Origin of the sequence: Pararhodospirillum photometricum DSM 122, assembly GCF_000284415.1 — a bacterium.
In the GTDB taxonomy this organism is placed as follows: Bacteria; Pseudomonadota; Alphaproteobacteria; order Rhodospirillales; family Rhodospirillaceae; genus Pararhodospirillum; species Pararhodospirillum photometricum.
This window is the reverse complement of record NC_017059.1, coordinates 2195872-2218469: the sequence shown is the minus strand read 5'-3', so window position 1 is coordinate 2218469 and position 22598 is coordinate 2195872. Positions and strand designations below refer to the sequence as shown.

The window sequence follows — 22598 nt, the reverse complement described above, 5'->3', positions numbered from 1 at the left end:
CTCAGCCCTGCCGCTCGACCGCGACGGCCTTGACCGGCGGCGGGGCCAGACGGATGTGCAGTTCCTTGAGCTGCTTCTCGCTCACCGTGTTGGGGGCTTGCATCAAGAGGTCCTGGGCCTGCCCGTTCATCGGGAACAAGATGACCTCGCGGATGTTGGGTTCGTCGGCCAGCAGCATGACAATGCGGTCGATGCCCGGGGCCGAGCCACCATGCGGCGGGGCGCCAAACTTGAAGGCTCGCAGCATGCCACCAAAGCGCGCCTCGACTTCTTCTTGCGAATACCCGGCGATTTCAAAAGCCTTGTACATGATATCGGGCCGGTGGTTCCGAATGGCGCCCGAGGACAGCTCGATGCCATTGCACACGATGTCGTACTGGTAGGCCTTGATGTCGAGCGGGTTCATGGTCTCCAGGGCTTCCATTTCGCCCTGGGGCATGGAGAACGGGTTGTGGCTGAACTCGATCTGCCCGGTGTCTTCGTTCAGCTCGTACATCGGGAAGTCGATGGTCCAGCAGAAGCGGAACACCCCGGTCTCGCGCAGGCCCAGGTCGTCGCACAGGCGCTCGCGCACCTGACCGGCAAACTTGGCGGCCTTGGTGACCTTGTCGCAGGCAAAGAACACGGCATCGCCGGCCTTGAGGCCCAAGGCGGCACGGATGGCTTCGACCCGGTCGGCCTCCAGGTTCTTGGCGATCGGCCCCTTGGGACCGGCTTCCTCGTAGACCACGTAGCCCAGGCCACCGGCCCCGGTCTCGCGAGCCCACTCGTTCAGCTTATCGTACCAGCCGCGCGGCCGGCCGGCTGCGCCCGGCGCCGGAATGGCCCGCACCACGGCGCCGGCCTCGATCTGCCGCGCAAACAGGCCAAAGCCGCCAGCCCGGAAGGCCTCGGTCACGTCGGCGATGCGCAAGGGATTGCGCAGGTCGGGCTTGTCCGAGCCAAACTCCAGCATGGCTTGGTCGTAGGGAATGCGCGGGAACGGCGGCGGCGTCACCGCCCGGTCCTGGCCAAATTCCTCGAACACCCCGGCCAAGACAGGCTCAATGGCGGCGAAAACATCTTCCTGGGTGACAAAGCTCATCTCGAAATCGAGCTGATAAAACTCACCCGGCGAGCGGTCGGCGCGGCTGTCCTCGTCGCGGAAACACGGCGCGACCTGGAAGTATTTGTCGAAGCCGCTGACCATCAACAGCTGCTTGAACTGCTGCGGCGCCTGCGGCAGCGCATAGAACTTGCCCGGATGCAGGCGCGACGGCACCAGGAAGTCGCGTGCGCCCTCGGGGCTCGACGCCGTGAGAATCGGAGTTTGGTATTCCAGGAAGCCCTGGTCAGTCATGCGCCGGCGCAACGAGGAAATCACCTTGGAGCGCAACACCATGTTGGCGTGCACCTTCTCGCGGCGCAGGTCGAGGAAGCGATAGGTCAGGCGCAGGTCTTCCGGGAACTCCTGGTCGCCGGCCACCAGAATCGGCAGAACCTCGGCGGTCGAGAGCACCTCGGCCTCGCGGGCCCGCACCTCGACGGCGCCGGTGGCCAGCGTCGGGTTCACGGTTTCCGGCGTGCGCGCTACCACCACACCGGTGATGCTCACCACGCTTTCGACCCGCACCGCTTCGAGGGTGGGAAACACCAAGTCGGCGCTGTCGCACACCACCTGGGTGATGCCGTAGTGGTCGCGCAGGTCGATGAACAGCAGGCTGCCGTGGTCCCGCTTGCGGTGGACCCAGCCGGACAGCCGCACGGTCTCGCCCACCAACGCGGGGGCAGCCTGGGCACAGGTGTGGGAACGATAACGATGCATGGCTGGGGCCTTCCTGAAGTCCTGATTTGGTGCGGGAGGGGACACCCTTGCATGGCGTTTGTCAAGGGAACCGGGGGTCGGGAACGGAGGCATCGGGGCGGGGGGCGGGAGAAAGAAAAGAGGAAGGCTGGGGAGGCGAGCCTCCCCAGACCCCTCCAATCCCTTACCGCGACGGGCCAGCGGGAACGAGGGGTCTGGGGAGGCTCGCCTCCCCAGCCTTATTTTTCTCAGGCCACGGCCGCCAAGCGGTTGTAACGCGACCAGCGCAAGGTCATAAGCACGGCCACGACGCCAAGGCCGCTGGCTAAACCGATCCACACCCCCGGNGCCCCCCAGCCCACGCTGAAGGCTAGCACAGCCTGCCCGAGCCCCATCTGACCATCGGGGTGGGCGATGCACTAACCGATGTCGGCTTCCTCGCCCTGTGCGACATGGCCATGATGCCTAAGGACTCGCAGGTCCTGGCGTTTCTGCGGGCCGCCCTGGCGCGGGGGACACCATGAGCCGAGGGTTCAGCGGGAGTTACGACCCGGCCGATGTCACCTTCTTGCTCACACCGCTCCAGCCCCGTCTCGTGGACGTGGCCACCAAAGAAGCCTTGATCCAAGGCGGCGGCCATTATTCGGAGATGCTCTCGCCCGAAGCCCCGCCGACCCCCGCCCACCGGGAGGCCTTTCACGCCGCCTTGGCTCTGACCCGGGAGCGGGTGGGCCGCGATGTCGCGCGTCTGGCCCGGGCCCTGGCCGAGCGGCCTGGGAACGAGGTCGTGCTGGTCAGTCTGGCCCGCGCCGGCACCCCCCTTGGCATCTTGCTGCGCCGCGCCCTGGCCGCCCTGGACCGGCCGGTGGTCCACTACTCGGTCTCGATCCTGCGCGACCGAGGCCTGGACGCGGTGGCTCTGCGCCATATCCTGGCCCACCACCGCGCCCCGGATGTGGTGTTTGTCGATGGCTGGACGGGCAAGGGCACCATGGCGGGCGAACTGACGCGTGCGCTGGCCCGGGATCTGCCTTCCTTGGTTGGCGCCCCCCTGGCCGTGGTCTCGGACTTGGCCGGCGTGGCCGATCTGGCGGCCGGGGCCGATGACTATGTCATCCCCTGGGCGGTGCTTAATGGCATCGTCTCGGGGCTGGTCAGTCGCACGGTGCTCGACCCCAGCCTGGGGCCCGATGACTTCCACGGCTGCCTGCGCCTGGACGCGCTGGCGGCGGATGATCTATCGCGCTGGGTGGTGGATACCTTGACGCAAGACGTCCGGGCTGCCCTGCCCCACACCCCCAGCGCCGTCTGGCCCGAGACGGAGCGCCAACGGCTGGCCCTGGTCGCGGCGGCATTCCTGGCCCGCTGGCCCGAGCGCGATCGTCTGTTGATCAAGCCCGGGATCGGCGAGGCAACCCGGGCGCTGTTGCGCCGTGTGCCCGAGCGTTTGCTCGTCCAGGACCCGGCGCTCCCCGATACCCGCCACCTGATTGCCTTGGCTGAGGCACAGGGGGTGGCGGTGGAGGTCGAGAAAGCGATGCCTTATCGCGCTTGCGTTTTTGTCAAACCCCTGGGAGGCGGCGCCCCATGAGCCTTTCCCCCCTGGCGCTTGGAGCCAGCCTGTATGCCCCCGCCACTCGCCCGGACCTGCTGGCCGTTGCCAGCGGCCAGCGCCTGCCCGGCGTGCGCTCGGTGATTTTGTGCACCGAGGACAGCGTGCGCGAGGAGCATGTGGAAGCGGCCCTCGACACACTGGCCGCCACCTTGCGTCGGCTTGGTCCCGAGGGCCCCTTGCTGTTCATTCGCCCCCGCACCCTCGAGGTGTTGGCCCGCCTGCTGGCCCTGCCCGGGATCGAGCGGGTGCGCGGCTTCGTGCTGCCCAAGGCCACGCCTTCATTGGTGCAGGCCGCTGTTGCCTTGCTGCGTCCGGGCAGCGCCCACGTCTTGATGCCCACCTTGGAAACGGCCGAGGTGTTTGATCCCCAGGCGATGATTGCCCTGCGCCGCCTGTTGTCCCAGCCGGACTTGCGCCCGCGCATTCTGGCATTACGCATCGGCGGCAACGACTTGTTGAACCTGCTGGCCCTGCGCCGCCGCCCGGGGCGAACCCTGTATGACACGGCGCTGGGCCCGGTGGTGGCGTCGCTTGTCACCACCTTTCGGCCCCATGGCTTTGCCCTGACCGCCCCGGTGTTCGAGGACTTCGGCGACGTGGACACCTTGCGCGCCGAGGTCCGCCGCGACCTGGAGCATGGCCTGATCGGCAAAACGGCGATCCACCCCGCCCAGGTCGCCCTCATTGAGCGGGAGTACCGGGTGACGCGCTCCGAGGTAGCGATGGCACGTCGGGTTCTCGACGAAAATGCTCTGGCGGTCTTCCAGATCGAACGCGTGATGTGCGAACCTGCCACCCATACCGCCTGGGCCCGGCAGATTCTCGCGCAGGAAGCCCTCTATGGTCTGGTGGACATGCCGATGGTAGAGGGATCAGACCCGGTCTTGGGATAATGAAGAGAAGGCTGGGGAGGCGAGGCCTCCCCAGATCCCTCCATTCCTGGGACCTCCCCAGCCTTCCCTTTCCTTCAAGGACCCTATCCCTAGGCCTACTTGTGTTTTACGCGACGCCTCGCATACAAAGAGCTTCTTGATCAGCGCACAGAAGGAGCGGCGTCATGACGGCGGGAGCGGCACGGCCCACACGCACGGGCCAGGACACCGGGTCGGGCCTGCCCCTGGAACGCGAGCCCCAGGACGACACCTCTCTCCCCCAAGACCCCTCGCTGGACACCGACAAGGAAAACGAAGGGCAAACCGAGCCCTTCCCCGATCGCGATTTCGACCCCGGCTCGCCCTGGGCCGACACCCCGGAAGATCTGGTGATCTCGGGGCCGCAGGTCAGGTCGCAAACCCCGCCCCCGGCCGCCAAGAGACCACGGGGCTCGTTCCTGCGGCGCCCCATCGATCCCCTCCCGCTCGACGATCCCCCCGCCGCCCCGCCCCCCGAGGCCAAGCCGGCCAAAAACGCCAAACCGGCCGCCAAGGCCAACAAGGGACCGGTCAAGTTCCGTGAGGCCGATGACAACCGGGAGGCCAAGGGCTGCGCCACGGTCTTGGTGCTGATTTTGGTGGGCGTCGGCGGGTGGTTTTTGCTCAAGGACCACCTGGATTTTTCCGCCAAGTCCCTCCCCACACGCGACGAACCGCCCCCCCTGACCCACGTCGAGGCGCTTAAGAACAAGACGGCGGTGGACTACGAAGCCCAATCCAAAATGGTGCTGGGCCGCAAGCTCACCGCCCCACCGGAAGAGCCGCCGGCCGCCGCCCCTCCCCACGAACCGCGCGACCCCGGCCTCAAGGCCAGCGTGGCCGAGATGACCGCTGCGCCAGAGGCCACCAGCCTGGATGCAGTGATGAGCGCTCTTGCCGCGCAGGAAGTCTGTTACGAGGGGCGCAAGGCCCGGCGCGAACCGAGTTTGTATGGATTGGCGGGCGGGTTTGGCGTGTCCTTTGCCGACCCTGCGACCCCGGCCGGCCCGCCCCGTCTGGAGTTCATGCCGCCGACCGATGGCACCGCCGCCGTGCTGTATTACGCCAGCTTCAGCGAGGCGCCGATCAAGGGGTTTGAGGGCCGCGAAGCGCGCAGCGTGGCCAACGCGCCCCAGGCCATTTCCCGGGTCATCTTGTCGTGGGTGTCCGAAGTGGCCACCGGGACGTGTCGCTGACCAAGAGAAAGGCTGGGGAGGTGCGGCCTCCCCAGCCCCCTCGGGGCGGTTTTACTTTTCGCCAGCCCCATCGGGGCGGTTTTACTTTTCGAAGGAGATTTCAACCCGGCGGTTTTGGGCCTCGGCCACACCGCGCGGCGTGTTGACCGCCAAGCGCTCCTCGCCATAGGCCTCCAGGGTCATGACCTCGGCGGCGATGCCCCGCCGCACGAGGCTGCGGGCGACGGCTTCGGCGCGGCGCTGGGACAACAAAATGTTGGCCTCGGCCGAGCCGGTGGTGTCGGTGTGCCCCACGATCAGCAGGCGGGCCGGCCGTTCCTTGCGGAAGGCCTGGGCCACGCTATCCAAGAGCCGCTCGGACTCTTCCGACAAGACCACGCCGCCCTTGTCAAAATGAACCAGGGTCAGACCGGGCGCCTCCCCAGCCGGAGCTGCGGCCAGCGGAGCCGAGGTCTTGGGCAGGGCCCCAAGGGCGATCTGGAAATTCTGCTTGCACTCGTTGATGCGTTCGGGCTGGCGACCTTCCTCGGCCTCCTCTGCCCAGCAATCAAAGCTCACCTGCGCCTTGGCCGCCAGGGCGGGGGCCTGCTTGGCGCCCTCGGCCAAGACGGCGATCAGCTCGGCCCGGGCTTTTTCCAACTCGGCGTGATAAGCTTTCAGGTCGCGTTCGGCCAGTCGGGTGGGCTCGGGGGTTCGGCCGAGAGCGGCGGCGCGCGCCTTGCCGGTATAGTAGGCCACGGAGGACCAATCGCCGCCGCCTTGTTCGTACTCGGCGAGAGCCACATAGCCTTTCTGCAACTCAGCATCGAACGGACCACCCGCCGGGGCCAGCTTCGCCACACCCGCGTAATCCCAGGTCTCTGCGCAGGCGGTCAGGAGACCGACGGCAACGACGCTGACCGCAACCTTCCTCAGCATGCTCTCTCTTCCTTCCTTTCCGGGTGTCAGACACGCACCCCAAAAAAAAGCGTGGGACGCCAACGCCACCACGTTTTTCCCAACGACATTCTCCTGGCCGCCGTTTTCCTTCGTCAGGAACGGTGATGCAAGAGACCGAGATCCCCCCGTGCGTCGGGTTGAGGGAGCGTGCCTCCTCCTCCCCCAGGGAAAGGACTTCCCCCCCGGGCTAAACGGTCCTATATCGATGTCATGACACTTCTCGAGCCGCAAGGCCTTATACAGCAAAACGACACGCGGGTGAACCTTATCGGTCTGTCGCGGGAAGATTTAGGCGCCCTGTTGGCGCGCTGGGGCGAGAAGCCCTTTCGCGTCAAGCAGCTTTGGCACTGGATCTATCACCGTGGCGAGACCGATTTCGCCCGCATGACCAGCCTGGGCGGGGTTCTGCGCGAGCGCTTGCAGGCCGAATGCACGCTGACGCGCCCTACCATCGTGCGCACCCAACGCTCCCAGGACGGCACCATCAAGTGGCTGCTCCGCTTCACCGATGGCCAGGAAGCGGAGATGGTTTACATTCCCGAGGACGATCGGGGCGCGCTGTGCATCTCCTCGCAGGTGGGCTGCACCCTCACTTGCCGCTTTTGCCACACCGGGACCCAGCTTTTGGTGCGCAACCTCACCGCCGCCGAGGTGGTGGGCCAGGTGATGGTGGCGCGCGACACCTTCGACGAATGGCCCTCCCCCATTGACGAGTCACGCATGCTCTCCAACGTGGTCGTCATGGGCATGGGGGAACCGCTGTACAATTACGACGCTGTGGCCACGGCCTTGCGCATTATCATGGATGGCGAGGGCATTGCCCTGTCGCGCCGGCGCATCACCTTGTCCACCGCCGGGGTGGTGCCGTTGATCGCGCGCTGCGGCGATGAGTTGGGGATCAAACTGGCGGTCAGTCTCCATGCGCCGACCGATGCCCAGCGCAACGAGATCATGCCCATCAACCGCAAATACCCCCTGGCCGAGCTGATGGCGGCCTGCCGCGCCTATCCGGGGGCCAGTAATGCCCGGCGCATCACGTTTGAATATCTGATGCTCAAGGACTTCAACGATTCGGACGAGGATGCCCGGACCTTGATCGACTTGGTCGAGGGCGTGCCGTGCAAGTTCAACCTCATCGCCTTCAACCCCTGGCCCGGCGCCCCTTACCAAACGCCCTCGGTGGCGCGATTGGAGCGCTTTGCCGCGCTGTTGAACGATGCCGGCTACTCGGCCCCCATCCGCCTGCCGCGCGGGCGCGACATTCTGGCGGCGTGCGGCCAGTTGCGCAGTGACTCGCAGCGCGAGCGTCTAAGCCGCCACAAGGCTCGGCTCGCGGCTGGGCTGGCGGATGACCACGGGCTGGCTGATGACGACGCGGCTGCCACGTAGGAAAAGAAGGCTGGGGAGGCTTGCCTCCCCAGACCCCTCCCTTCCTTCTAGGGGGTGGGGCGTTGGTCGAGGGCAAAGGCCAGCGGCGTGCCCCAGCGCTCCAAGCGCACCACGGTGTGGTTGTTGGGGGTTGGCTGGGGGCAATAGAACTGGCTGGTGCCCAAGGTGAAGTCCGCTTCCTCGTCGCGGTCGATAGCGACGAGATACGGCGGGAAATAGTGATCGGCCGACGTGGGTTCGCCACACACCCACACTTTCCAGGGCTCCTTGGGATGATCCAGGCCCCGACGCTCCATTTCTTGGACAAACAAGGCGGTCAGTTCGCGCAAGGACGTGCCCCAGTATTCCAGCTCGAACTTTTGATAGGCACCCCGGACTCCCCCGGCGAACAGATTAAAGTCGATGTACTGATAGGGGTGCAGTCCCACCATGCGGCCGACCGGCAGCGAGAGCCCAAGGGACAGCACCGCGACCCCGGCCCAAACCGCCCGTCGCCCCCAGCCCCGTACCAACACCTCCAATCCCCGGTCCAGCACCAGAGCCGCCAAAACGGTAAGCGGCGGCACCATGAACAGGAAATGGCGGATGCCGTTATAGGCCACCGGCCGGGCGAGCATGGCGTAGAGCAGCGGCACCAAAACACACAGCGCCAGGAGAAGGCGCTGGCTCCCGCCGATGCTGCCCAGACTGCGCGGCTGCTGGACGGCATAGCCCACGCCCCACACGGCGGCGACCATAGCGGCAATGACGGTGATCTCGGGCAGCTTCAGCGCCAGCAAGGTGGGAAGATACGAGGCGGGCAAATCGGTGGTGGGGACAAGCAGGCCGTGAAACGGCAGGAGGGCGTAAAAGGGAAAGCGGGAAAAGACGTCCATCGCCTCAATGAGATGGGTCGGCCCCAAGGCAACCCAGGGCCACACCACGGCCATGACCAACGCAGCCACCGGCAGGGCCAGCAGCAACCGCCCAGCCATGCCCACGGCCTGCCCGAGGGCCCTGCCCCAGCGCCCCGGCCCGGCGTCACCCAGCGCCCGGGCGACCAAGGCGAGGACAAGGGGAGGCCCTAGAATCAAGCCGCCAATCCGGGTCCCCAGCATCAGCCCGAGCGCCAGTCCCAGCCCCCCGATCAACACAAAGGATGGGCGCGGCCAGTCGCGCAGAACGGCGCACATCGCCCAGACCACGGCGGCGGCGGCGGCGGCAAAGGGGATGTCTTTTGGATTGGCGAACATGTCGCCATACCAAGCCGGTGTGCAGGCCAGCAGGCCCAGGGCGATCAAGCCAACCCGCGCCCCCCCGACAAGGCGGGCCAGCCGCCACGTCACCGCCAGCCCGATCACGCCGACCCCCGCCCCCAACGCATGGCGCAGATCATAGACATCGCCGGGCACAAGACGGGACAGCAGGGCAGCCAGCATATCGAAGGCCCCGCCGTAATAATGAAGATTGGAAAAGAGGAAGGCACTATGATCCTTAAATCCGGATTCATAGTATCGCAACAAGTAAAACCCATACGCTTTTTGGACAGGTTCGTCCCAGGAGATGCCGTACTGCCCCGAGGTTGCCAGGGCAAGACAGAGAAGGCCAGTCAACAGAAGAAGCGCACCCCTGTCCAACCAGCGCTCGACAACAGGACCCATATCAGGTTTCACATCCCACAAACAACCGGCGCGATACGGTGTAGTTCCAGAAGAAGCCGGCAAGAATAGCCAGTCCCTTGGCGGCCAGCACGGGCAGCACCAAGGAGGCGGCCATCAACACCACGGTGCTGATCCCCAGCCCCCCGCCATTGGCCAGGACAAAAATCATGGCCTGACGCCACGACGGCGTGAAGCCCCCCGACCGACCGGCGCCGCGAAAGGTCCAAAGGCCATTGAGAAAGTAGCTGTTGGTCACGCCGACCGCAAACCCGGCGACATTCGCCAAGGGCAAGGACACCCCAGCTTGAGAGTGGAGCGTCAGGAAGACCGCAAGGTCCAAGCCAGTATTCACAACGCCGACGAGGCCAAACCGGATGAGGTCGAGCCAGCGCCCGGGAATCACCGGGATCCCCCCGCGGCCCCGGGTCACGAAACGGCCACTCCCCGGCGCTCGGCGTTGTCGCGCTCCGCGTCCCCCGGCGAGACCTCCCCGGCAGCGGCCCACCGTCCGCTTAAGACAGCGGCACCGGGATCGCGCCCTTTCTCGTCCTCGGTGGGGGGCGCCAGGGGATCGAGGTCCTCGGCCACCAGGAACAAGGGACGCTGTTTGACCTCGGTAAAGACCCGTCCCAGATACTCGCCAATGATGCCAAGGCCGATCAGTTGGACGCCGGCAAAAAAGGTGATGGCGATGATCAGGGAAGGAAAGCCCGGAAGATCCACCCCATACAGCAAGGTGCGGATGAGAAAATGGGCCGCATAAATCAGGGCGCACAGCGAAACGGCAGTCCCGACATACGTCCACATGCGCAAGGGCAGCGTACTGAATGCCGTAATGGCATCAACGGCAAAGCGCCATAGCGCCCCCAGCCGCCAGCCCGAGGTCCCGCCAGCCCGTTCCCCGACCTCGAACGGCACAGCCAAGGAGCGAAAGCCGATCCAGGCATACAGCCCTTTGGTAAAACGCGTGCGTTCCACCAAGGTGTTGAGGGCATCGACGGCGCGGCGGTCCATCAACCGGAAGTCCCCCGCCCCGGCCGGCAAGTGGGTTTGGGAAATCGCCGCGAACACGCGATAAAAGCTGCGCGCCGCCCAACGCCGCAGCCACGTGTCAGTCTTTCGGCTGGTCCGCTGCCCGAAAACCACCGGCCAGCCCTCCCGCCAGTGCTGAACGAAGGCTTCGATCAGCTCAGGTGGATGTTGCAAGTCCGCATCCATCAAGACGACCGCCTGACCGCGCGCACGCTGCAAGCCGGCAGCCAGCGCCGCTTCCTTGCCAAAGTTGCGCGAGAGGGCAACAACGCGCACCCGTGGCTCCCGCAGGCGCAAGGCCTTGAGGCGTTCCAAGGTGTCATCGGTGCTCCCATCATCGACACACACGATCTCGGCCGGTTCTCCCACACGATCGAGAACGGGGGAGAGGCGGGCGAACAGGGCTTCCAGGGAAAGAGACTCGTTGTGCATGGGCACAACGACCGACACGACGCAGGCTCTTGTCATGATGGTCCCACGGACGAGAAGCACAACCAAAGTCCCAAGCCCTCTTCGTACCTTGCGCCGCCTCGGGGGACAAGATAAATGCGGGAGCACCGCCGGAAGCCCCCCCCATGCTTTCGCCCCATGACTCGGGGGACCTTGGGAGGCCGCCCCTGCGCGGCTTTTCCTCCCCCCTCGCCCCTGACAAGGGCACGCCCGACGCCCGCATCATGAAAGGAGGCCGGTCATGCCTACCGCACGCCATCTTGTTGTATCCGCGGACGACTACGGGCTGGCCGACAGCGTCAGCGACACCATCCGGGCCCTGATCGCCGACGGACGCCTGAGCGCCACCGGCTGCATGTGCGTGTTTCCCGACTGGCCGCGCCACGCCCGCGCCCTCGACGGCTTCGACCGATGGGCCGACCTGGGCTTGCATCTGACCCTGACCGATCACACGCCCCTGACCAAGTGCCCCCGACTCGCGCCGGGCGGGCGCTTCCCCCCCTTGACACAGTTGGTACGGGCCTGCCTGACGGGACAGCTTCCCCAAAACGAGGTCCAAGGCGAGATCCAAGCCCAGATCGACGCTTTCGCCCAGGCACGCGGCCATCTGCCCCACTTCATCGATGGACACCACCACGTTCATGGCTTCCCGGGGGTGGCTCGGGCCCTTTTGACGGTGGCCGGGGCCGATCTAGCGGCGGGACGGCTGTGGATCCGCGATTGCTGGGAGCAAACCAACCGAATAATCCGCCGGCGCGTGGCGCTGCCCCGGGCCCTGATGATCCGGGGGCTCACGACGCCCCTGCACCAAGCGATTGTCCGGCAGGCCTTGCCGGCCAACCAGGGTTTTACAGGGGTCCATGGGTTTCGTCCCGAGACCGACTATGGCGGGCTATTTCGCCGATTTTTGATCGGGGCAGACTCGGGGACCCTGATCGGCTGCCACCCGGGGCGGGTGGATGCGAGCCTGCGGGCACGCGACTCCTTGACCACGGCCCGCGAACAGGAAGCGGCGTACTTCGCCAGTTCCCAGTATCTCCAGGATCTGGCGACGGCGGGGGTCCGCTTGGCCCGTCCCCGTGCGTGTTGGGGGCCGGCAGAGGGCGCGCCGACGGCGGAGCAGCGGGGAGAAAAAGGGGAAGCCCCCCCGGCTGCCCCTGGACAGCGGGCCAAGGCTCCCCCATCTTGAATGGGTCTTAAATAAGGCGCGCGGGAGGGGCTGGCATGGCGCTCGACAGGACCGCGACAACCTACACGGACCTTGTTCGCGGGTTCGCCTGGACCATCCCCGAATATTACAACATCGGCGTGGATGTCTGCGACCGCCACGCCCTCAGTCCCGCCCGCGCCAACAATCCGGCCGTGATCGCCGAAAACGATCGGGGCCAGATAACCACCATGACCTTTGCCCGCCTTAAAACAGGCTCGGATCGCTTGGCCAACGCCCTGCGCGGCCTGGGCATCAACAAGGGCGACCGGGTGGCCGTGCTCCTCCCCCAGCGCCCCGAGACCCTTCTCACGCTGATCGCCCTTTTCAAGGTGGGGGCGGTGGCGGTCCCTTTGTACTCCCTGTTCGGGGCCGAAGCGTTGGCTTGGCGTCTCATTGACGCCGGCGCCGAAGTGGTGGTGACTGACAGCGTCGGCGCCCAACGGGTCTTGGATCTCGCCCTCCCCACAACGCCCGCCGTCATCTCGGTCGATGCCGACGCGCCGGCCGGCGTGCGTCGTCTCGACGAGTTGTTGACCCGGGCCACCGAGTACGCCGCAGCCGCCGACACCTTGGCCGATGACCCCGCCTTGCTCCTGTACACCTCCGGGACCACCGGTACCCCGCGGGGCGCCTTGCTGGCGCAACGCACCCTTCTTGCCCATCTCCCCGGGGTCGAACTTCCTCACGGGTTCCTACCCCACCCCGATGACCTGTTCTGGACTCCCACGGACTGGGCGTGGATCGGCGGTCTTCTCAACCTGATTTTGCCAGCCTTGTACCATGGCATTCCTGTTCTCGCCTGCCGGGGCAACCGCTTTGACCCCGAGGCCGCCCTGGCCCTGATGGCTCGCCATCGGGTCCGCAATGCCTTCCTGCCGCCCACGGCCTTACGGCTTTTGCGCCAGCTTCCCCCCGAGCGGGTACGCGGGGTGTGCACGCTGCGTTCGATCGCTGCCGGAGGCGAGCCCCTGGGGCCTTCCCTGCTCGACTGGGGCCGCGACACGTTGGGCGTGACCATCAACGAAGTCTACGGCCAAACCGAGTGCAACATCGTCATCTGCAATTCCCACGGACTCTTTCCGGTCCGGCCAGGATCCATGGGACGAACCGTCCCTGGCCATCGCGTGGCCATCATTGATGAGCACGGCCAGGAACTCCCCCCGGGCCACCTGGGCAAAATTGCCATCCATCGTCCCGACCCGGCCATGTTCCTAGGGTACTGGAACAATCCTGAGGCGACCGCCGAAAAGTTTGTGGGGGATTGGATGATCACGGGCGACGTCGGACGTCAGGACGCGGATGGGTACTTCTGGTTTGTGGCCCGTGAAGACGACGTGATTATTTCTTCGGGCTATCGCATCAGCCCGGCCGAACTCGAGGATGTGCTGGGACGCCATCCGGCGGTGGCCCAGGTTGCCGTCATCGGGGTCCCGGATACCGCCCGAGGCTCGGTGGTCAAGGCTTTCGTCGTTCCGCGCGACCTCTCCATCCTGGACACCCCTCTTGGCCGGGCCGGCCTCGCCCGCGACATTCAAGACCACGCGCGCAGCCGCTATGCCGCCCACGCCTATCCCCGTCAGGTGGAGTTTCTGGAAGCCTTGCCCACCTCGGCCACCGGCAAAATCCGCCGGCGTGAGTTGCGGCAGCAGGGGGGATGAACCGGAGATGAACGGTGCTCTCACAAAGGGTTCATGCCCCGCGTCCTAGGGTGAGCCGGTGGTTCCCCTTCATAGGAGGCTTGCATGACCTCATCCTCTTCCACCGACACTCTCACCGTCTGGGATCCGGTGGTCCGTCTGGGCCATTGGATGCTGGTGGCCTGTTTTTGCCGCCGCCTATCTCACCGAAGACGATGCCTTGAAACTGCACACCATGGCGGGCTATCTGATCGCCACGGTCGTGATCTTTCGCGTGGTCTGGGGGTTCATCGGCCCGCAGCACGCCCGCTTCAGCGATTTCGTGAAGGGGCCGGGCGCCGTGTTAGGCTACCTGGGGGGCTTGACCCAGGGCAAGAGCCCTCGGTACGTGGGTCACAACCCGGCCGGGGGCGCCATGGCCGTGGCGCTGCTGGCCTGTCTCGCCGCCACGGTTTACACCGGGATGGTGGTGCTGGCCGAGGAAAAGCACCAAGGCCCCCTCGCCCCCTTCTATGCCCAGCCGGCGGCGGCCAGCGTGTCGATCATTCCCGAGGCCCGGGCCGACGATGACGACCATCGAAGCAAGGACAGCCGGGGCAAGCACGGCAAGGAAAGCGCGATGGAAGAGACGCACGAGTTTTTTGCCAACCTCACCTTGGTGCTCATCGGGTTTCACCTGATCGGGGTTGTCAGTTCCAGCCTCGCCCACCGGGAAAACTTGGTGCAAGCCATGATTACTGGGACGAAAAAGCCCTAAAACAAAGAAAGGCTGGGGAGGCGAGCCTCCCCACGACCCCTCGGATCCTTAAGCGCCGCAGCACTTTTTGTATTTTTTTCCTTGAGCCGCAGGGACAAGGGTCGTTGCGCCCGACGCTGGCGACCCGGCGCGGTGGTGCCTTGGGATTGACCTCGCCGCCGCTCACCCGCCACTGGCCGTCCACCCGAGTGAAAAAAGCGCGCTCGTGGTGCAGGCAGGTCTGACCATTTAAGCGAAAACGCGCCACATACTCGACCACACCGTCGTCATCGTCGGGGCCGCCGGCCTCGGTGGCACGGACATCCAGGCCGTCCCAGCGGGCCTGGGCCGAGACGGTCCGCGCTTCCTCGGGGTCGATGTCCTGGCGGGCCTCCTCGGTCATGGTGCGCAGCAGATAGTCAATATCCCCGCGACAATATGCCGTATAGCGCGACCGCATCAAAGCCTCGGCGGTCGGCGCGGGAGCGCCCGCCAGCAACGCCCCGCAACATGCCTGATCCGTCAGGCCCGATCCGCATGGGCAATGGGTCATGGGTGCCCTCCTCTTCCCGGTATCGGTGTGTTCCGAAAGGGGGTGCCATACGCTCTTGGCGCCCCGAAGGAAAGCAAAAGCATGCCGTTTTCCCACGAAAATCGACAGAGCGCCCCCACCCGGCCTTTCGTTGGCCCTCCCTTTGGCTTACCTTAGAGGGTGGGATCCGGCGGGTTTGTTGGTCCCCGGGAAGACGCTCATGGATACCACGCGCGGACGGTCGTCGTCCCCTCTCCTTAGCTATTTCAGCGCCGCCACCATCGGTATTGTCGTGGTCCTTGGGCTGGGCGAAATCCTTTACGACTACACCCAAACCCGCCAGCATGCCTTCCAGGATCTCGACACCTTGGCCCATATCGCCGCCGAAAGCGTGGGCGACCATGTGCGGGCCATCGACACCATGCTGATCGACGTCGATCGCCAAGCCCTGGACGCCGCGACCACCGGCCGCGAGCAGGCGTTCTTGTCCTACATGATGGCCCGGGCCGAGCAGCAAGGCGAAGTGCGCACCTTGTCGGTCACCGATGCCAACGGCCTGTTTCGTTTCACCACCCGGCCTGAGCTCCAGGCCTTCGACGCCAGCCAGCGCCCCTACTACACCGCCCCTCGCGACGCGGCCAACCGCGGCGGATTGTTTCTGCAAGGGCCGCTCGTCACCTCGACCGGCGCGGTAGTGGTGTTTGCCTCGCGGGCCCGCACCGCCCCGGGCGCATCGGGAACGTGGGCGGGGGTGGTGGTGGCCTCCCTGCCGCCGCCCATTTTTACCGATATCCTGACAACCGTCGCCAAGCCTGGTGGTTTTTCCCTCCTGATGGGCCAGGATGGCACCATGATCTCCCACGTGCCCGATCAGGCCGGCCATGTGGGCAAGCGGCTGCCGTGGCCCGACACACTCAGCACCCATCTCGCGTCGCACGGCGGCCCCACCCATGCCACGGTCCCCCTGGAGGATGGGACAATGGCGCTGTTGAGCCTGGAAACCACCCCTTACTCGGCATTGGTGGTGGCGGCAGGTATCAGGGAAGACGACGTGTTCCGGCCCTGGGTGCACGAGAGCATCATCAAGGCCGGCGCACTGGGGTTGCTGGCCCTGCTGGCGATCTTGACCTTGCGGCGCATCTCCCACCACGAAGTCGCCCTGGTCAACGAGCGCAACTTTGCCCGGCAGGTGGTCGAGAGCGCCAACGTCTTGGTGGTGGGAATCGACCGGGACGCCCGGGTCCGCCTGTTCAACGAGGCGGCGGAAAAACTCACCGGGTACTGCCGTGCCGACGTGCAGGGGCAGCCCTGGTTCGACCGCGTGCTGCCTCCCGACAGCGCCGCCGTGGCCCATGCCCGGTTCCAGGCCTACTTGGCGGGAACAGCCCCCCTGCCGCGTCAAGTCGATGCCCCCCTCATCACCCGCAAGGGAGAAGAGCGCCTGCTGTCGTGGAGCATCAGCGCCATCGACGGCCAGACAATTGTAGCCCTGGCCTTTGGCATGGACATGACCGACCGGCTGCGCGCCGAGGCGGCCTTGTCCCTGGCGCGCCAGGCTGCCGAGAGCGCCAGCCGGGCCAAGAGCGCGTTCCTGGCCAACATGAGTCACGAGATCCGCACCCCCCTTAATGCCATTTTAGGCTTTGCCCACCTGCTGGAGCGCTCGGCTCTAGATTCCGACCAGCGCGAGGGGGTGGCCCGCATCACCCAGGCGGGCCGGACCTTGTTGTCCATTGTCAATGACATCTTGGATTTCTCCCGGGCCGAGTCGGGACGCCTCACCTTAGAACATATCCCCTTCGCCCTGGAGGAGGTCCTGGATGCGGTCGGCACCTTGATGTCGGTCAACGCCGGCACCAAGGACCTGGAACTGGTGATCGCCACCGCCCCCGATGTCCCCACGGCCTTGATCGGCGACCCCTTGCGCTTGCAACAAATCCTCATCAACCTGACCGGCAACGCCCTCAAGTTCACCGACCACGGCGACGTGACCTTGCGGGTCGAACGCTCGGGCCAGACCGAAACCCGGGTTCGCCTGCGTCTTAGCGTCCGTGACACGGGCATTGGCATCCCGGCCGATGCCCTGCCCACCCTCTTTAACGCCTTCACCCAAGCCGACACCTCAACGACACGACGTTTTGGCGGCTCGGGCCTGGGGCTCGCCATCACGCGGCGTCTGGTCGAACTCATGGAGGGTACCTTGGGGGTGGAAAGCCAGTCGGGCCGGGGCAGCCTGTTTTGGGTCGATCTGCCCTTCGAGGTCCGCCGTCAACCCGTCTTATGGCGCGTCGTACAACTGGACCGATCCTAGCGAGGTAGAGAAGACACTTGGCGGCGCCGCTGTAGTTGATGAGAGGCCAGCGTACCGCGAACATAGCGTGACGTTCGAGGCGCTAACTGACGCAGAAGCTTTTGGTAAAATCGAAGAAATTCAACGCCGGCTAGGTGTTAGTGGAGAGCTGGTTCTGCTTCCAGACGTAGACGATATTGCCAGGGCGCATAAACGCAACATTTTTTGTCGGTTAAAACCGTCTCCTGTCGAATTTAATATTTACGGCCGCCAAAAAACGTCTTTTACATTTGAGGAGGTAGTTGGATGAGTATAAATCAAGCAGATATTGACCGCCTAAAAGACCGCACCGGTGCTGACTACACAAACGGTCTCCACCGGCAAAATTTTATTCCAGACTTGCAAGCTGCCGCTCGCCTGGGGCAAGGCGTGGCGGAGGCCGCCGTCAGCGTGGCTACGTCGGCCTCGACCGCTACTACCAAAGCGGCCGAGGCCGCAGCGTCCGCTCAAGCCGCCGCTGCGTCGGTTGCAGCGGCAGGGCTCCCCCCCACGCTTGGTCCAGCCGGATCAGTCCTGACCAGCACGGGCACCGGCGCCGTGTGGCGCTACGATCCAGAGGATGACCCGGCCGCCCAAGTGATCGGCGTCGCCCTTGTGGCGACGGGCGGCGGCACCGGTACTTGGGCACGGGTGGACAAGGGCGGCAACACTCTGTCGGGCAGCGATTACGCCCAGGGGGGCGCGGCATTCAACGCGCATCCCGTGTGGGGTGGGATGGTCCCTGCGACCCTGGACGGCCAGCTCATGGTCCGCGTCCCCGCGTTCTACTATCGCGTGGCCCCGGCCCCAACGGGCAGCGCACAGGCCGGGAAGACCTGTTGGTGGATCAGCGATCGCCCCCTGGATGGCTTTGTGCTCCATCCGGCTTTTTACAAGGATGGCGCGCCGGTCAATCAGTTTTGGGTTGGCAAGTATCAAGGCAGCGACAGCGGCGGCACCAAAGTGGCTTCTGTGGCTGGGGTTATGCCACTAACCAATATCTCCTTCACCGATTACCAAGCCCGATGCGCTGCCCGCAACACGGGGGGTGTGACGGGTTTCATGCTGTGGTCGGTCTACCAGTGGGCGGCCCTGCAGATGTTGGCCGTTGTCGAAATGGCCAGCACGGAAAGTCAAGGCCTCTTGGGCTCCGGCCGGGTGGCCGAGGGGGGTGTCGCCGCTGTGGACGCCGCCGACGTCGCGAGCGCGACCTATCGGGGCATCGTCGGGCTGTGGGGAAATGTGTGGCAGTACTGCGACGGTATACGCGTTCAGGCATCGTCGGGTGTCCTCTCTGTGTGGGACCGTCAGGGCAACAAAGCGTGGGTGGACACCGGGACGGCGCGGGCCGCCTCAGGGTACCCCGTCAGCTTTTTTTCCCACGCCGGCGCAGCCCACAATTTTCGCGACCTATTTTTGCCCGCTACAGTGACCGATACCGCCAACCTCGCGAGCGTGCCCGATTACACCCTGAGCACGTCAAGTGCGGCCCTGGAACGGATCGCAGCGTGTGGCGGCACCTATAGCACCGGGTCCGCCGCTGGGTTGTGGGCGGTGGCCCTCACTGAGTCCGACACCACCTTCTACGCCAACACCGGCGGCCGCCTGGCCAAGGTGTGAGGAGGACACATGTACGCGACTGCTAAAGGCGCCATTATCGAAGCTTTACCGCCCGATTTGGCTGACTCCAGCGACGACACCCTAGCCGGCCACGGAATCTACCACGTGCGCGAAAGCACCCTGGCGTCTTTCGATTCGGCCACGCAGGCCCTGACCATGGACGGCGCCGCTTGGGGATATCTGATCTTCAAGCCGATGCCGCAAAACGGCCCGACCGTCTCGATGTCCGAAGCCATGGCCGAGATCAACGGGCCTCCTTGCCCTCGGTGCCCGACTTCGGTGGGGTCGGAGCCTCGCTGCGCACCCGCCTGCGCGCGCTCGGCGACAAGATGGCCCAGTCCGACCAGGAAAAGGCCGCGCGGCGCGCCGAGGCCGACGCCCAAACCGAAGCCCAGCAAGAAACCGACGCCGCCGCCACCAGCCTGTCGGGCAAACTGTTCCCCTCACACCTGATCTTCAAGCCGATGCCCGAGAACGGCCCGACCGTCTCGGTCTCCCAGACCATGGCCGAAATTCGCCAAAGCCTGGGCGGCAAGGTCGATGCCGAGGGCCAGCCCCTGGCCCTGGCCATCGCCCGCAAGGCGTTCCCGGCCCACATCATCTTCAAGAAGCAGGTCGAGCAACTGCGCAAGCTGAAGGAAGACGACACCCCGGCCCAGGACACCAAGGCACCGGACGCGGTAACAGACCGAGGGGTCTGGGGAGGCCGAGCCTCCCCAGCCTTTCCTTGACAGACACCCCCGCAGGGTTTTACCTGGGCCTTGATTCCCGATCATCGGGATCCCTGAAGTCTCGAGGGTTTATGTTGGAGTCGGCGGGAACGCGCTGACGGTTTCGCTTCGGCGAAGCCGGTCATGGCCTAGAAGGATCAACCGTGTTCAGCAAGGACACGGGCATCTCTAGGCTTGTGCGTTTTTTGCTCAGGCTTTCGCCATCATGAACCTTTCCAAAAACGAGCAGCGCGTGCTGCACGTCCTGGCCCAGGGCGGGCTTATCCAAATCGTGCGTGATGATGACGGGACCCTTCTCGCGGTCGATTGCGTGACTCGGGATGGTCTGTTGTTGGGTAATTGCACCGTCGAGGTGTTTCGGGCCCTCAAGCGCAAGCGCCTGATCGGCTCCCACAACGGCGGCCCCTACCGCCTTTTGCGCTCCGGCCGCGTCGCGGTACGGTCCCAGCCCGATAATCGGTAGGAAAGGCTGGGGAGGCGCGACCTCCCCAGACCCCTCGATTCCTTAAGTGCCGATCCCGTTGAGCAAGGCCCGGGCGGCGTGGCTGAGGGTGCGGGCCGGGTGGTGGAGGCTGGAGAAGGCGCGGTCGGGAAGGGTGTAGCGGGCGCGGACCAGTAAGCCAGCCTCGAGACCGGCAGCGGCGACCGAGGCCGAAAGGGCGGTGGCGCCGAAACCGGCTTCGACGGCGGCGCGCACGGCCTCGTTGGACGGCAAGACCATCCCCACGGTCGGCGCCGTGATTCCAAGATCGGTGAGCGCCGCCTCAAACACCGCGCGGGTGCCGGAGCCGGATTCGCGCAAGACCCACACGGCGTCGCGCAGGTCGGTGGGGGTCAGGGAGCGGCCGTCGGCCCAGGGGTGGCAAGGCGCGACAACGATGACCAATTGGTCGCGAGCCACCGGGGTGGCCACAAGGTCGGTACGCTCCAACGCGCCCTCGATAAAGCCAAGATCGGCCGCGCCCTCGGCGACGGCGGCGGCGACACCGGCGGTGTTGGCGACGGTCAGCGCAAGGGTCAGGCCGGGCGAGGCCAGCCGCAAGGCCACCAGATGGCGGGGCAGCCAGTAACCGGCAATGGTCTGACTGGCGGCGATCCGCAGGGTCCCGCGCCGCAGCCCGGCGAGTTCGGCCAGGGCCCGATCGGCGGCGTCGGCCTGGGCGAGGACCTGCCGGGCCTCGATTAAAAACACGCGCCCCGCCTCGGTCAACACCACGCGCCGCCCCAGCCGATCAAACAACCGCACCCCGTGACGCGCCTCCAAGGTGGCGATGGCATGGCTGGCCGCCGACTGGGCCAGATTGAGTGCGGCCGCCCCCTGGGTGACGTTCTGCCGCTCGGCCACCGCCACAAACACCCGCAACTGATCGAGCGTCATCCCCCTCTCCTTATGAATAAAACCGATCACCCTTACCACAAACCCCCATTGGATCGATCACCCCTCCCCCGGCTAAACCCAGGGAAGGAAGGCTGGGGAGGCCCCGCCTCCCCAGCCTTCCTTTTCCTTCCTTTCCCTGGAGCCCCCCATGCCCTCCCTCACCCGCTCCTTCACCCCCAACTGGTTCGCCGTAACCATGGGAACCGGCGTCCTCGCCCTGGTCTGGCCGCAACTGCCCTGGCCGCTGCCCGATGCCTTTGCCGTGGGCCGGGTCCTATGGGGCGTGGCCCTTGTCTTGTTCTGCGTGTTCAGCCTGCTCTACGCCGCCCGTTGGCTGCTGTACCGGCGCGAGGCCCGCGCCGTGTTGCACGATCCCGTGGGCTCCTTGTTCCTGGGAACCATCCCGATGGGCCTGGCAACGGTGGTCAACGGCTTTTTGGTGTTTGGCGTGCCGCTGTGGGGCGAGACGGCGGTGGCGGTGGCGCGAGTCTTGTGGGGGCTCGATGTGCTCCTGGCCCTGGCCTGCGGCCTGGGGGTGCCTTACCTGATGTTCACCCGCCAGCAGCACCGCTTGGAGGTGATGACCGCTGCGTGGCTGCTGCCGATCGTGGCGGCCGAGGTGGCGGCGGCCAGCGGCGGCTTGCTGGCGCCGTTTCTGACGCCCGAGGCGGGGACGGCGGTTTTGGTGGGCTGCTATGTGTTGTGGGCGTTTTCGGTGCCGCTGGCCTTGTCGGTGCTGGTGATCTTGGTGCTGCGGCTGGTGCTGCACAAGCTGCCGGAACGGACCATGGCGGCGACGGGGTGGCTGGCGCTGGGGCCGATTGGCACGGGGGCGTTGGGACTGCTGGTGCTGGGCAACGCGGCGCCCTCGGTGTGCCAGACGACCTTGCCGATGCTGGCCGAGGTGGCGCCGGGCCTGGGTTTGGTGGGCGGCTTGGTGTTGTGGGGCTATGGGGCGTGGTGGCTGCTGCTGGCGATGCTGAAGACCGGGCATTATTTGCGCCAGGGCCTGCCGTTCACCATGGGCTGGTGGGGCTTTACCTTTCCGCTCGGGGTTTACACCCTGGCGACCCTGGCTCTGGCCCGGGCGACCGACCTTGCGGGATTCGCCTGGGCCGGCCAGGGCCTGGGGCTGATGCTGGCGGGGATCTGGGCGGTAGTGAGCGGTGCCACGCTCCTGGATGTTGCACGCAAGGTGAGAGCGGCGCGCCCCTCGGTGGCGGTGCTTGCCCCGTAGAGCCTCGGGGACGCCGCAAAGAGAGGGCAGAATCGGAGGAGACCCCGCCTCCCCGGCCTTCTCTTTGCGGTTCCTTATATGCTACTTTATGAAACTACCCGCCTTTGCCCGCCGTCAACTGTCGCAAAACGAGAAAAACCACAAGAACAGCCTCCTGATCCATGCCTTTCCGGGCCAAAACGCCGGAAAGTCACGGCACACCCGTTGACCCGAGGGCAAACTGCGTATACCTC

19 protein-coding genes are annotated in these 22598 nt (G+C 65.8%); 12 read left to right on the top strand and 7 right to left on the bottom strand.

Going from position 1 to position 22598, the window contains the following annotated elements; all coding sequences use genetic code 11:
* Position 1 precedes the first annotated feature (1 nt).
* Positions 2–1804, bottom strand: a complete 1803-nt coding sequence (gene aspS / locus RSPPHO_RS09920; RefSeq protein WP_041795007.1) for an aspartate--tRNA ligase — start codon at positions 1802–1804, stop codon at positions 2–4.
* Positions 1805–2303: 499 nt separating this feature from the next.
* Here aspS and RSPPHO_RS09915 point away from each other — a divergent pair, with 499 nt between their 5' ends.
* The 3 genes from RSPPHO_RS09915 (at position 2304) to RSPPHO_RS17850 (ending at position 5505) form a co-directional block, all read left to right on the top strand.
* Positions 2304–3374 (top strand): cysteine protease StiP domain-containing protein, encoded by a 1071-nt coding sequence (locus RSPPHO_RS09915; RefSeq protein WP_014415110.1) that lies wholly within the window; start codon positions 2304–2306, stop codon positions 3372–3374.
* On the top strand, positions 3371–4291 hold the full coding sequence (locus RSPPHO_RS09910; RefSeq protein WP_051013808.1) for an HpcH/HpaI aldolase/citrate lyase family protein: 921 nt from the start codon (positions 3371–3373) through the stop codon (positions 4289–4291). The genes RSPPHO_RS09915 and RSPPHO_RS09910 overlap by 4 nt, the downstream gene beginning before the upstream one ends.
* A 164-nt stretch (positions 4292–4455) precedes the next feature.
* Positions 4456–5505, top strand: a complete 1050-nt coding sequence (locus RSPPHO_RS17850; RefSeq protein WP_014415108.1) for a hypothetical protein — start codon at positions 4456–4458, stop codon at positions 5503–5505.
* An 81-nt stretch (positions 5506–5586) separates the two neighbouring features.
* On the opposite strand, the gene RSPPHO_RS09900 is transcribed toward RSPPHO_RS17850, so the two are convergent.
* The gene (locus RSPPHO_RS09900) at positions 5587–6423 is read right to left on the bottom strand and encodes an OmpA family protein (RefSeq protein WP_041795004.1); all 837 of its coding nucleotides are present in this window, start codon (positions 6421–6423) and stop codon (positions 5587–5589) included.
* Positions 6424–6654: 231 nt separating this feature from the next.
* On the opposite strand from RSPPHO_RS09900, the gene rlmN reads away from it, so the two are divergent.
* Positions 6655–7833, top strand: a complete 1179-nt coding sequence (rlmN, locus tag RSPPHO_RS09895; RefSeq protein ID WP_051013807.1) for a dual-specificity RNA methyltransferase RlmN — start codon at positions 6655–6657, stop codon at positions 7831–7833.
* Positions 7834–7880: 47 nt separating this feature from the next.
* On the opposite strand, the gene RSPPHO_RS09890 is transcribed toward rlmN, so the two are convergent.
* The 3 genes from RSPPHO_RS09890 to RSPPHO_RS09880 all read right to left on the bottom strand — a co-directional run bounded on the left by RSPPHO_RS09890 (position 7881) and on the right by RSPPHO_RS09880 (position 10955).
* Positions 7881–9251, bottom strand: a complete 1371-nt coding sequence (locus tag RSPPHO_RS09890) for a glycosyltransferase family 39 protein (protein ID WP_157879173.1) — start codon at positions 9249–9251, stop codon at positions 7881–7883.
* A 223-nt stretch (positions 9252–9474) separates the two neighbouring features.
* The gene (locus RSPPHO_RS09885) at positions 9475–9903 is read right to left on the bottom strand and encodes a GtrA family protein (RefSeq protein ID WP_051013805.1); all 429 of its coding nucleotides are present in this window, start codon (positions 9901–9903) and stop codon (positions 9475–9477) included.
* Positions 9900–10955 (bottom strand): glycosyltransferase family 2 protein, encoded by a 1056-nt coding sequence (locus tag RSPPHO_RS09880; protein WP_242390469.1) that lies wholly within the window; start codon positions 10953–10955, stop codon positions 9900–9902. Before RSPPHO_RS09880 ends, RSPPHO_RS09885 begins: the two co-directional genes overlap by 4 nt.
* 241 nt (positions 10956–11196) lie before the next feature.
* Here RSPPHO_RS09880 and RSPPHO_RS09875 point away from each other — a divergent pair, with 241 nt between their 5' ends.
* The 3 genes from RSPPHO_RS09875 (at position 11197) to RSPPHO_RS09865 (ending at position 14559) form a co-directional block, all read left to right on the top strand.
* Positions 11197–12144: a ChbG/HpnK family deacetylase gene (locus RSPPHO_RS09875; RefSeq protein ID WP_014415102.1), complete on the top strand. Its 948-nt coding sequence runs from the start codon at positions 11197–11199 to the stop codon at positions 12142–12144.
* Positions 12145–12179: 35 nt separating this feature from the next.
* Entirely contained in the window at positions 12180–13823 is a 1644-nt protein-coding gene (locus RSPPHO_RS09870; protein WP_014415101.1) for an AMP-binding protein, read from the top strand.
* A gap of 199 nt (positions 13824–14022) precedes the next feature.
* Positions 14023–14559, top strand: a complete 537-nt coding sequence (locus RSPPHO_RS09865) for a cytochrome b/b6 domain-containing protein (protein ID WP_014415100.1) — start codon at positions 14023–14025, stop codon at positions 14557–14559.
* Here the strand turns inward: RSPPHO_RS09865 and RSPPHO_RS09860 are convergent.
* Positions 14537–15091, bottom strand: a complete 555-nt coding sequence (locus tag RSPPHO_RS09860) for a YchJ family protein (protein WP_339325379.1) — start codon at positions 15089–15091, stop codon at positions 14537–14539. The genes RSPPHO_RS09865 and RSPPHO_RS09860 overlap by 23 nt on opposite strands.
* Before the next feature lie 199 nt (positions 15092–15290).
* Here RSPPHO_RS09860 and RSPPHO_RS17845 point away from each other — a divergent pair, with 199 nt between their 5' ends.
* From RSPPHO_RS17845 to RSPPHO_RS09835, 4 genes are all read left to right on the top strand, one after another.
* Positions 15291–17381: an ATP-binding protein gene (locus tag RSPPHO_RS17845; protein WP_051013804.1), complete on the top strand. Its 2091-nt coding sequence runs from the start codon at positions 15291–15293 to the stop codon at positions 17379–17381.
* 285 nt (positions 17382–17666) lie between these two features.
* Positions 17667–19019, top strand: a complete 1353-nt coding sequence (locus RSPPHO_RS09850; RefSeq protein ID WP_014415098.1) for a hypothetical protein — start codon at positions 17667–17669, stop codon at positions 19017–19019.
* A 170-nt stretch (positions 19020–19189) separates the two neighbouring features.
* On the top strand, positions 19190–19750 hold the full coding sequence (locus RSPPHO_RS19915; protein ID WP_157879171.1) for a hypothetical protein: 561 nt from the start codon (positions 19190–19192) through the stop codon (positions 19748–19750).
* A gap of 205 nt (positions 19751–19955) precedes the next feature.
* Positions 19956–20213, top strand: a complete 258-nt coding sequence (locus RSPPHO_RS09835) for a YjhX family toxin (protein WP_014415095.1) — start codon at positions 19956–19958, stop codon at positions 20211–20213.
* A gap of 42 nt (positions 20214–20255) precedes the next feature.
* On the opposite strand, the gene RSPPHO_RS09830 is transcribed toward RSPPHO_RS09835, so the two are convergent.
* The gene (locus RSPPHO_RS09830; protein WP_041794990.1) at positions 20256–21128 is read right to left on the bottom strand and encodes a LysR family transcriptional regulator; all 873 of its coding nucleotides are present in this window, start codon (positions 21126–21128) and stop codon (positions 20256–20258) included.
* A gap of 148 nt (positions 21129–21276) precedes the next feature.
* Between RSPPHO_RS09830 and RSPPHO_RS09825 the strand changes: the two genes are divergently transcribed.
* A complete protein-coding gene (locus RSPPHO_RS09825; protein ID WP_014415093.1) occupies positions 21277–22365 on the top strand; it encodes a TDT family transporter in 1089 nt (362 codons plus the stop codon).
* The last annotated feature ends 233 nt before the right edge of the window (positions 22366–22598 follow it).